This window comes from Paenibacillus pabuli NBRC 13638 (assembly GCF_001514495.1).
GTDB lineage: Bacteria > Bacillota > Bacilli > Paenibacillales > Paenibacillaceae > Paenibacillus > Paenibacillus pabuli.
Genome location: NZ_BCNM01000034.1, coordinates 49,003 through 58,756 on the forward strand (window position 1 = coordinate 49,003; position 9,754 = coordinate 58,756).

10 protein-coding genes and 1 pseudogene are annotated in these 9,754 nt (G+C 47.3%); 1 reads left to right on the forward strand and 10 read right to left on the reverse strand.

Features of this window, described 5'->3' with window-relative positions; translation table 11 throughout:
• Positions 1-148: 148 nt before the first annotated feature.
• Positions 149-1,261 carry a citrate synthase gene (citZ, locus tag PPA03S_RS30255; RefSeq protein ID WP_062329574.1) on the reverse strand — a complete coding sequence of 371 codons (1,113 nt, stop codon included), beginning with the start codon at positions 1,259-1,261 and terminating at the stop codon, positions 149-151.
• 478 nt (positions 1,262-1,739) lie between these two features.
• Here citZ and ytvI point away from each other — a divergent pair, with 478 nt between their 5' ends.
• The gene (gene ytvI / locus PPA03S_RS30260) at positions 1,740-2,858 is read left to right on the forward strand and encodes a sporulation integral membrane protein YtvI (protein WP_062329576.1); all 1,119 of its coding nucleotides are present in this window, start codon (positions 1,740-1,742) and stop codon (positions 2,856-2,858) included.
• Between the two features lie 129 nt (positions 2,859-2,987).
• Here the strand turns inward: ytvI and PPA03S_RS30265 are convergent, their stop codons facing one another.
• The 9 genes and pseudogenes from PPA03S_RS30265 to PPA03S_RS34135 form a co-directional block, all read right to left on the reverse strand.
• A complete protein-coding gene (locus PPA03S_RS30265) occupies positions 2,988-3,389 on the reverse strand; it encodes an FxsA family protein (protein WP_062329578.1) in 402 nt (133 codons plus the stop codon).
• A gap of 6 nt (positions 3,390-3,395) precedes the next feature.
• Positions 3,396-3,902: an acyl-CoA thioesterase gene (locus tag PPA03S_RS30270; RefSeq protein WP_062329580.1), complete on the reverse strand. Its 507-nt coding sequence runs from the start codon at positions 3,900-3,902 to the stop codon at positions 3,396-3,398.
• A gap of 129 nt (positions 3,903-4,031) precedes the next feature.
• A complete protein-coding gene (gene pyk / locus PPA03S_RS30275; protein ID WP_062329582.1) occupies positions 4,032-5,459 on the reverse strand; it encodes a pyruvate kinase in 1,428 nt (475 codons plus the stop codon).
• A gap of 104 nt (positions 5,460-5,563) precedes the next feature.
• A complete protein-coding gene (locus PPA03S_RS30280) occupies positions 5,564-6,595 on the reverse strand; it encodes an acetyl-CoA carboxylase carboxyltransferase subunit alpha (RefSeq protein ID WP_062329584.1) in 1,032 nt (343 codons plus the stop codon).
• Positions 6,596-7,489 carry an acetyl-CoA carboxylase, carboxyltransferase subunit beta gene (gene accD / locus PPA03S_RS30285; protein WP_062329586.1) on the reverse strand — a complete coding sequence of 298 codons (894 nt, stop codon included), beginning with the start codon at positions 7,487-7,489 and terminating at the stop codon, positions 6,596-6,598.
• Between the two features lie 2 nt (positions 7,490-7,491).
• The gene (locus tag PPA03S_RS33125) at positions 7,492-7,689 is read right to left on the reverse strand and encodes a hypothetical protein (RefSeq protein ID WP_167666122.1); all 198 of its coding nucleotides are present in this window, start codon (positions 7,687-7,689) and stop codon (positions 7,492-7,494) included.
• 208 nt (positions 7,690-7,897) lie between these two features.
• A complete protein-coding gene (locus tag PPA03S_RS30295) occupies positions 7,898-8,086 on the reverse strand; it encodes a hypothetical protein (protein WP_017689496.1) in 189 nt (62 codons plus the stop codon).
• Between the two features lie 286 nt (positions 8,087-8,372).
• Positions 8,373-8,864: a phosphatidylglycerophosphatase A family protein gene (locus tag PPA03S_RS30300; protein ID WP_024629130.1), complete on the reverse strand. Its 492-nt coding sequence runs from the start codon at positions 8,862-8,864 to the stop codon at positions 8,373-8,375.
• Positions 8,865-9,303: 439 nt separating this feature from the next.
• A pseudogene (locus tag PPA03S_RS34135) lies at positions 9,304-9,754 on the reverse strand (DNA polymerase III subunit alpha); the annotation flags it as partial.

Genomic DNA, 9,754 nt, shown 5'->3' on the forward strand with positions numbered 1-9,754 from the left:
GTATAATTCCTCCTTGGGTTCGTATATGCAGTATGATACCATACCGCTTGTCTTATGGGAGGAAAGGGTGTCGACATGTGGCAAGTTGATAACCAGCAAGTTTATCCCCTTCATCCCGTCCTTATTTATTATACTGGTTTTGATGCCTTTAGCGAAGTTCAATCGAAACGTACTTCTGATCTGTTGGACCTGTATACTCGGCACGCGGACGAATAATGCGGTTATCAGCAAGTTGTTCCAGAATATGAGCGGTCCAACCTGATACCCGGCTAATTGCGAAGATCGGTGTAAACAGTACCTCTTCAATACCCAATTGGGTATAAACGGAGGCGGAATAGAAATCAACATTTGGCCTCAGACCTTTTTGTCCTGTCACCAGTTCTTCGATCTTCACAGACATTTCATAAAGTCGTGTATCATTGTTCATTTCGCCCAGTTCCTTGGACATCTTTTGCAGATGTTTGGCACGTGGGTCTCCATTTTTGTATACGCGGTGTCCAAAGCCCATGATCTTCTCACGGTTGTTCAATTTTTCCTGAATAGCTGCCTCCAGCCGCTCAGGTGTACCAATCTCATTCAACAACTTCATAACGGCTTCGTTAGCACCGCCATGCAATGGCCCCTTCAATGCGCCAATAGCTGAAGTTACACCAGAATAGATGTCAGACAATGTGGCTACCGTTACGCGTGCTGCAAATGTAGAAGCGTTCAACTCATGATCTGCATGCAGGACCAGAGCCTGGTCAAGAGCTTTAACAGCCGTTTCGGATGGTTCTTCACCCGTCATCATATATAAAAAGTTTTCCGCGATGGAAGCGCCTTCTTTTGGAGTCACAGGTTCCTTGCCCTGACGGATACGGGCTATGGCTGCAACAATCGTTGGCAACTGAGCTTGCAGCTTAACTGCTTTGTTCTCATTTGCTTCCACTGTCATTTCATCAGCCTGTTCATCGTACAGAGCCAGTGCGGATACTGCGGAACGCAGTGCTGCCATGGTACTCATGTTTTTCGGATACAATTGGATTTGTGCAATCAACTCGCTCGGAATCGGCGCGTAATCGCTCAGGCTTTTACGAAGGGATTTCAGTTCATCCGTAGTCGGCAATTTACCAAACCAAAGCAAATAGGCAACTTCTTCAAAGCTGGCGTTTTCAGCCAGATCATCAATATCGTAACCACGGTATGTAAGCACACCGTCTACAATAGAGCTGATCGAAGAGGTTGTTGCAACGATGCCTTCCAGACCTTTGGTAGCTGTCATATTACATCTCTCCTTTAATAAACGAAATCAAGAACTCATCCAGAGTGCCATCAACATGTTTAACGCACTCGTCCTTCTTTTGTAACCATTTACATTTTGAAATGAATAAATATCACAATGTCCGGTTTTCATATCTGTCAATCGGCATTTTCTTATCTCATCATACTGGATTTTGTCGTTTATGTGAACATAAAGCAAGGTCATTCGCACATCAAACTTCTTTATCAGACTGATAAAGCATTTTTGAAAGCCTTTACAAGAACAAGGTTGACATTTTATTCTTTTTATACAATTCCGTGCTATTAATCAAGTATCTATTGCTATATTTTATACACATGAGGCATACTCTAGGCAAAAGAAACGAGATCATTCGATGACATCCTCGCGTTTCAAATCACTGTATTTGCTCTATATTAACTAGATAGCCTGTTTGTTTCTTTCTTGAGTAGGCTTGAAAAGGATTAAGGAGAGTTGATGCTTGGATAGAATCATTATGAAACGCTTATTGCGCGGCTTATGGGTGATTATTGCCACCCTTCTGATTGCCGTTGCCATATACTTGCTGTTCCCGCTGTTATATCCCTTTGCCATCGCATGGATTATCGCCTATGCGATGAACCCCTTGGTAAAGCTGCTTCAGCATAAGGTCCGATTTCCGCGCTGGTTAGCCGTCACCCTTTCACTAATCGTATATTGCGGGGCTATTGTTGTCGTGTTATCCGCTGCTGTAACTCGCATGGTGAAAGAAGTCATTTCCTTGACGACAAGCTTTGATCTTCATGTCGATGAGATCAAGGCAACGTTCGTACGCTGGACTCAGAATGATACGATTCAGAGTTTGATTGGACAGATCAATGAATTTTACAAGGAAAATCCAAATTATCAAGAAACTATTAACAGCAACATTAGCAAAACAACCGAGACGGTAGGTACAGCAGTCACGGATCTGGTCACTGGATTTTTCAATATGATTCTGAACCTGCTGACCTCCCTCCCTAATATGGGAGCGGTACTCATCGTTGTCCTTCTGTCGACGTTCTTTATAAGCAAAAGCTGGGCTCGGCACAGCATTACCGTATCAGGTTGGGTTCCTTCATCCATTCGTAAGCCGATAAGTGATATCTGGAACGATCTGAGAAAAGCGTTGTTTGGCTATGCACGGGCTCAATTGATCATGATCTCTATCACGGCACTCTTTGTGATGATCGGATTGCTTATTTTACAGGTGAAGTCTGCTTTCACGATTGCTTTGCTTATTGGCCTTGTGGATCTGCTTCCCTATCTCGGCGTTGGTCTCGTCATGGTTCCGTGGGCGGCATATTTGTTTATGAACGGTGACCTGTACCTGGGGATTGGCATCAGCGTTGTATATCTTATCGTGCTGATTGCCAGGCAGATCATTGAACCCAAAGTACTTGCCAGCAGTGTTGGCCTGGACCCACTGGCCACTCTGGTTGGCATGTTTGTCGGATTGAAACTGTTCGGTGTGCTCGGTTTGATCATCGGACCTGTCAGCCTCGTTATTCTTGATGCATTCAATCGTGCAAATGTGTTTCGTGATCTGAGAACATACATTATTAACGGCCGCGTCCGATGAGATCCCGTAAAAATGCATGATTTCTGATTTCTGTTTTCTGTTATCCACCTGTAATCAAGATTAGAAAGGCACCGCTCATCAGACTGAATCTGGTGGTCGGTGCCTTTCTTTAACTGATTCTGGTATATCTTATCGTTTTGGACCGCGGTAAAACTTGATACTACCATTTCTCATTTTTTTCTCCAGCCAGCCCAGGAAGAACAGACGATACACCGAACGTGTTAACGGAAACAGCAGTGTAAAACCGATCAGATCTGTGATGAATCCCGGAATCAGCAGCAAGAAACCTCCCACAAAAATGAAAAGCCCATCTACCATTTTTCTTCCGGGTACCTTACCGCGCTCCATCTCGGATTTGGCATCAATGAGAACTTTACGCCCTTCAAATTGCAACATTGCTATACCAATCAAGGACGTGAGAATCATAAGAAGCAGCGTTTTTCCGGCTCCGATCCAGTCACTCATAAGGATAAAACCAAATAGTTCAATCACCGGAATGATTAAGAGCAAAGCCCACATCCATCTTCGCATTACGTATTACCCCTTTCCTGAAAGCCACACTTTCTCAAGCGCGCTGTAGAGCTCAGAAGCTGTCTTATCCAGCCTGACTGGCTTCCAGTCCCCATTAACCCATACATGTTGGGTAGAGCCTGTGACCAATCGTTCACCAGGAAGGGACTCTTCGGATGACCATACCCGCTCTCCGATACCCAACTGCCCATCAAGGTCTGCAGTCATACGCCTAATGTCATACTCATAGTTCAATCTCAGACCGCTAAACGCAGCAATTCGGGTGAAAATGATGATTTCATCATCATACCGGGCAGGTTTATGATACTTCACATCCAGTCCGGTTACGGGAAGCAGTAACCCCTGCTCCTCCATTTTACGATAGGTATACCCCATTTGGCGAATCATCTCGGTTCGACCGATTTCAAACCAATTCAAATAATTGGCGTGATAGACCACACCCATCTGGTCGCTCTCTTGATAACGCACGCGAAGGCGTGCCGTGTACCAGCTTGCATTGCTTGGTTGTTGCATGTTGCCGGCCCCCTTCGATATACCAATCAGTACGTATGTAACTGCTAAAAAGTGTCATAAAGATGGAAAAAAGCAACGGGACACAAACGCCCCATTGCTTCATTCCTGTTGCTTCTCATCCAAACGAGATTACGCGTTATTTGGAATTTGGCTTACTTTGATCAGGTTCGTGGAACCCGAACGTCCCAAAGGTACACCTGCTGTAATGACAACCAGGTCTCCCTCTTTCACTAGTCCGGATTTCACGCCGCCTTCAATTGCATTTTCAAACAAAGCGTCAGTGGAATCAACAAGTCTTCCTTTGACTGGTGTTACCCCCCAAGCCAATGCAAGACGACGGGAAGTTCTGTCTTCCGTTGTCACTGCGATGATTGGAGATTCTGGACGATATTTGGAAATCATGCGTGCTGTATGACCGGATTCAGTCGAAGTAATGATCGCTTTAGCGTTCAGATCTTGAGCTGACAGGGCTACAGATTGGCTGATTGCTTCAGTAACCGTTGTTTGTTGAGCAACACGTTGTTTCAGATACAATTCTTGATACGGCAGAGCAGATTCTGCTTTTTCGGCAATACGGGACATGGTCAGAACGGATTCAACCGGGTATTTACCCGCAGCTGTCTCACCAGACAACATGATTGCATCTGTACCGTCAAAGATCGCATTGGCTACGTCACTTGCTTCTGCACGTGTTGGACGCGGGTTGCGCTGCATGGAATCCAGCATTTGTGTAGCTGTGATAACCGGTTTGCCTGCAACGTTACATTTTTCGATCATGCGTTTTTGTACCAATGGTACTTCTTCCGCAGGGATCTCTACACCCAGGTCTCCACGAGCAACCATCAGACCATCGGACACTTCAAGGATTTCATCCAGGTTGTCGACACCTTGTTGGTTCTCAATTTTGGAGATGATTTGAATATGTCCGGCATTGTGTTTCTCAAGCAATTCACGAATCTCAAGTACGTCACTTGCTTTACGAACAAAAGAAGCCGCGATGAAATCGACACCTTGCTCGATACCGAATACGATATCGTTGGCATCTTTTTCAGTGATACCCGGCAGAGAAATGGCAACGCCCGGAACGTTAACACCTTTTTTGCTTTTGATCGAACCACCGTTAACGATACGGCATTTGATCTCGGTACCTTGCACTTCCACCACAGTCAGTCCGATCAGACCGTCGTCGATCAGAATTGTAGATCCCGGTTCAACATCATTCGGAAGATCGGCATACGTAATGGAGAGACGTTCTTTGGTGCCCAGAATTTCTTCTGTTGTCAAAGTGATGTACTCGTCCTGAACCAATTCAATCGGTTCAACTTCTAGTTTACCTGTCCGAATTTCCGGTCCTTTGGTGTCCAGCAGGATCGCTACTGTCTTGTTCAGCTCTTCGCATGCTTGGCGAATTGCTTTGATCCGTCCGCCGTGCTCATCGAAATCACCGTGGGAGAAGTTCAGACGGGCCACATTCATGCCGGCCATAATCAATTTTTTGGTATTCTCCAGAGATTCACTGGATGGACCGATCGTACATACAATCTTCGTTTTGCGCATTTTGGGTTTCCTCCGATTTTAAAGGTCTATCTTATATCTCTTTTTCTTTTTCCAACTATTAAATTTACTATACTTTTGCTTATTTGTATAGGAAATTTGTCACATCATTCAGCATTTCCCGACAAATTACCCGCCGTATCGACTTCCACGGGCACTAGAGGGACTTCAACCGGCACCTCAGGTTCAAAAGTGACAGATCCAATTTTACGGAATTTCTCATAGCGATCCTGTTTCAATTGGTCTGCACTCCAGCCCTTCATCTCATCTAGATGACGAGCCAGAGCTTCACTGATCGCTGCCGCAGATGCTTCATAATCCCGATGAGCACCACCACGTGGCTCAGGGATAATCTCTTCGATGACCTCCATCTCCAGAAGGTCTTTCGCCGTTATTTTCATTGCTTCAGCCGCCTGATCTGCCTTGGATGCATCTTTCCATAGAATCGATGCAGCCCCGTTCGGAGAGATCGCAGAGTAGATCGCATGCTCCAGCATCAACACACGATTACCCACAGCCATGGCTAGGGCACCGCCACTTCCCCCTTCGCCGATGACCACAACAATAACTGGCACCGAGAGCTTCGCCATTTCCAGCAAGTTACGGGCAATAGCTTCCGATTGACCTCTCTCTTCAGCAGTATTACCCGGATACGCCCCTTTAGTATCAATAAATGTAATAATTGGGCGACCAAATTTGTTCGCTTGCTTCATGAGACGCAGCCCTTTCCGGAAACCTTCCGGATGAGCGCTCCCAAAAAAGCGGGCGATATTATCCTTCGTATCTTTCCCCCGCTGTTGACCGATGACCGTTACTGTTTGTCCGTTCAGCTTCGCAAGTCCGCCAACGACCGCCAGATCGTCTCCGAACATGCGGTCGCCATGCAGCTCAATGAAATCCGTAAAGATCAGCTGGATCAGATCCAGTGCTGTCGGACGCTGCTGATGCCGTGCCAGATGCATTTTCTGTGCGGCTGTTATGCCAGTGTAAATCTCTTCTTCGAGTCTATGGTAACGTTCTTCCAGGCGGGCAATCTCGTCCGTAAAGTCGATGCCTTTTTCCTGTCCAAACTGTACGAGCTCTTCAATCTTTTTGCGCATCTCAACCAGAGGCGCTTCATATGGCAACTCACCCGCCATTCAGACCCCTCCTTTTTCACTATGCATATCCAGAAGCTTGCCAAGGGTGGTTCGAAGTTCCTTACGGTGGACCACCAGATCCAGCTGGCCATGCTGCATATTAAATTCCGCCGTCTGGAAATCATCAGGCAATTTCTGACGGATCGTTTGCTCAATGACAATTCTGCCGGCAAAGCCAAATACAGCTCCCGGTTCAGCGATATTGATATCACCGAGACTCGCAAAACTGGCAGAGACTCCACCTGTTGTTGGATCAGTAATGACCGAAATATATAACCCGCCCTGTTCATCCAAACGGGACAGAGCTGCGCTTGTTTTCGCCATTTGCATCAGACTCAGAATACTTTCTTGCATCCGGGCACCGCCAGATGTGGAAAAAATAATCAACGGCAAGCGTTTCTCCGTCGCTAGTTCGACCGCACGAGTAATTTTCTCCCCTACAACCGAACCCATGCTTCCCGTGAAGAAGTCGAAACTCATGACTGCAACAACGACAGGCAGGCCTTCAATCGTTCCCTCGCCTGTAATTACTGCTTCCTTCAGCCCTGACTTCAGGCGCTGTTGTTCCAGTTTGTTACTATATCCAGGGAAACCAAGCGGATCAACCGATATCATATCAGCATCATGCTCCACAAACCCTTGCTCATCCAGAACCATGGCAATGCGTTCCATGGCGTTCAGACGCATGTGATAGCCACACGCTGGACATACTTTCAGATTTTTTTCCAATTCCTTGCTATATTGAATCGTGCCGCATTTGCTGCACTTGTTCATAAGTCCTTCGGGTATTTCACGTTTTGGACGTTCTCCAGCTTCCTGACCTTCGCCACGAAGCGCACGCTCGGAAGGTATGGTAGCGTACTTCCGTTTTTTTTGGAATATATCTTTGAACACAACTACACCTCTCCAGCCGTTGATTTGATGGCCGCAACCTGCAGTTTGTTGCCTAAAGCAACTTCACCCGCGAGCTGCGGTAAACCGCTTACGACCCATACGCGCTGCCATGGGCCTTGTCCAGCATTCACAACAAAAAAATCCGCCGGTATAAGGCAAAGATCAGCGGCTTCTGTCAGCACGATTGATGTTACCTGCAATAACCGAAAGATTGTTGCGCCGATGATTGAGTAATCTGTCTTGGTAGGGTCTCTGCGAGCAACCTGGTCGGTCCTTGTCCTAACAAAAAAAGAAGGAAGGACAGCAGTATACAAAACATGCAAGTCGATTCCTCTTTCCGCTTACGCGGTCAGTCCCTTATGTACCGATGGTAATTCTTCCTCTGCCAAGGCACGTCTATCGAAGGAATCAGGAATGCAGAATCGAATTCAGCACTTCCTGAACCTCTTCCAATTCCCCTGAAGGGACGCGAATCTCAAATTGCTGCTTGGATAAACTGATGGGACGGGTCTGTACCAGAAAACCTTCTTCCGAAAGCTTGGTCTTGATCTTGTCCGCAACCTTTGCTGTCGGTGCAATGTAAATCACCGTCCACATGCCATGTCCGCCCCCTAAGCTAATGTTCAGAGCCCGTATATTGGACTAATGATAACATACCTCACTTTTTTTCTGCAAGGAAGGGTTCGGGACCTTTGGGGAGAAATCGGGATCTAGAGGGACATTTGTCCCACAAGGATAACTGATACGGTTGATGCAATGTTCTTGGGTCTGCCTCTCTTAAAAAGGAATTCCAGGCCCCTCAGGGCAGCTGCAGCCGCCCTTGCTGACCTTCAATTGAACAATTCAACACAACAAAAATAACCAATAAAAGTCATTGAGAGGATCAGATATCCGATGGATATTTTTTAGCTTTAATATTTTTGTGCGCAATTCGGGCAGAAGCAGCCGCGGCGAGCCCGGCAACCAGGTCGTCCAGAAAAACATGTATGGCCGGTCCTGCCTCGTTCAGATCGTGAATGACACCTATCTTTTCTTTATCCAGATAACCAAAACTGGTTAAACCGATCATACCATATACATGGGTAATGCCAAGCGCAAGAGTCTCGTCCACTCCATACAGGGATTCATCCGCCTCCATGATGGCCTGCAAAGGTTGTGGCAAAAGGCGTTTTTCAGCAAGTTCGTCGAGGGCTATGCCTGTATACAGCGTATACTGCACCTCTCGTTTTTGCAGGACCGATTTTACGCTGGTAACACAATCATCCATGGTCAATTCCGGGTGGTACCCTTTTTGCAGACGATATACAATTTCCGCGATTGCATCAATCTGCACACCCCGCCGGGCCAGCATGGCTTCTACGATTTCATATGACATATCTCGACCTCCCGCATCGCTCCCCGGAAGACCCTCAGGTCCTACGGTGTTCTCAAGTGTATGCAGCAGACTCGCAAAATGTTCATAAAAAAGTGGGGAATGCACATTCACTTCGGCAGCCTGCTTATCCGGTAAATGATGTAAAAAGATTCACATATTACATTCTTGCGTTCAATATCCCTTTTGCCTGCAAACCGGATGTAATCGGTTAAAAGAAATACAAAAAACCTGCTCGGCAGTTAGCCGAACAGGTTTTACCATTAGGAATAAGTGGGCGCCCCAGCGTCATGAGCCTGGGAGAGAAACCCTTTTTGACTAACGAATGCAACGCACGCTATAGCTCCAATCTCTCCACAGGTCTCGCCGTTTAACGAATCAGAGATGTTATTTCATCATCACGTTGAGGAGAGAAAAAACAATTCCTTGCGGAGATAGCCTGTTACTTTATTTTGACCGTTCCCTCACCCAGCATGTTCTCCATCTGGGAAAACAGGGAAGGCGAAGGTTTAATCCGGTACGCGTCACTCAATGCAAGCAGCTTCTGCTGCTGCTCATAGAAGAGCACCGTCGCCACAGGACCCGGATGTTCTTGAAGCAATTGCTTCAGACGGGTAAGAAGCTCCTGCTTCTCCGCCTGCGGTGTGATCTTCACGAACACCCGCTGTTCCACCACTTGCGGCCCACGGCTCCGCTCCGTGCCACCAGCGGCCTCTGCCTCCCGGCGAGCCACGGAAGCGGCCCCATTGGCAGTGGCCGCCCTATGTCCACCCGCAGCGCTGTGCGACGCTGCCGGGCCTTGGCTTCCGCTGCTGCGTGCAGCTCCAGCATTCACGCCTGCGCTGCTTCGCTGCGCTCCGGCTCCCGCGCCGTCCGCCTGCCGTGGCAGAGCC

Excerpts from the sequence above, each read along its gene's own strand:
- PPA03S_RS30265 (WP_062329578.1), bottom strand. The coding sequence starts at position 3,389 with ATGCGAAGATGGATGTGGGCTTTGCTCTTAATCATTCCGGTGATTGAA.
- PPA03S_RS30280 (WP_062329584.1), bottom strand. The coding sequence starts at position 6,595 with ATGGCGGGTGAGTTGCCATATGAAGCGCCTCTGGTTGAGATGCGCAAA.
- PPA03S_RS30295 (WP_017689496.1), bottom strand. The coding sequence starts at position 8,086 with ATGTGGACGGTGATTTACATTGCACCGACAGCAAAGGTTGCGGACAAG.
- pyk (WP_062329582.1), bottom strand. The coding sequence starts at position 5,459 with ATGCGCAAAACGAAGATTGTATGTACGATCGGTCCATCCAGTGAATCT.
- citZ (WP_062329574.1), bottom strand. The coding sequence starts at position 1,261 with ATGACAGCTACCAAAGGTCTGGAAGGCATCGTTGCAACAACCTCTTCG.
- PPA03S_RS30300 (WP_024629130.1), bottom strand. The coding sequence starts at position 8,864 with ATGTCATATGAAATCGTAGAAGCCATGCTGGCCCGGCGGGGTGTGCAG.
- PPA03S_RS30270 (WP_062329580.1), bottom strand. The coding sequence starts at position 3,902 with ATGCAACAACCAAGCAATGCAAGCTGGTACACGGCACGCCTTCGCGTG.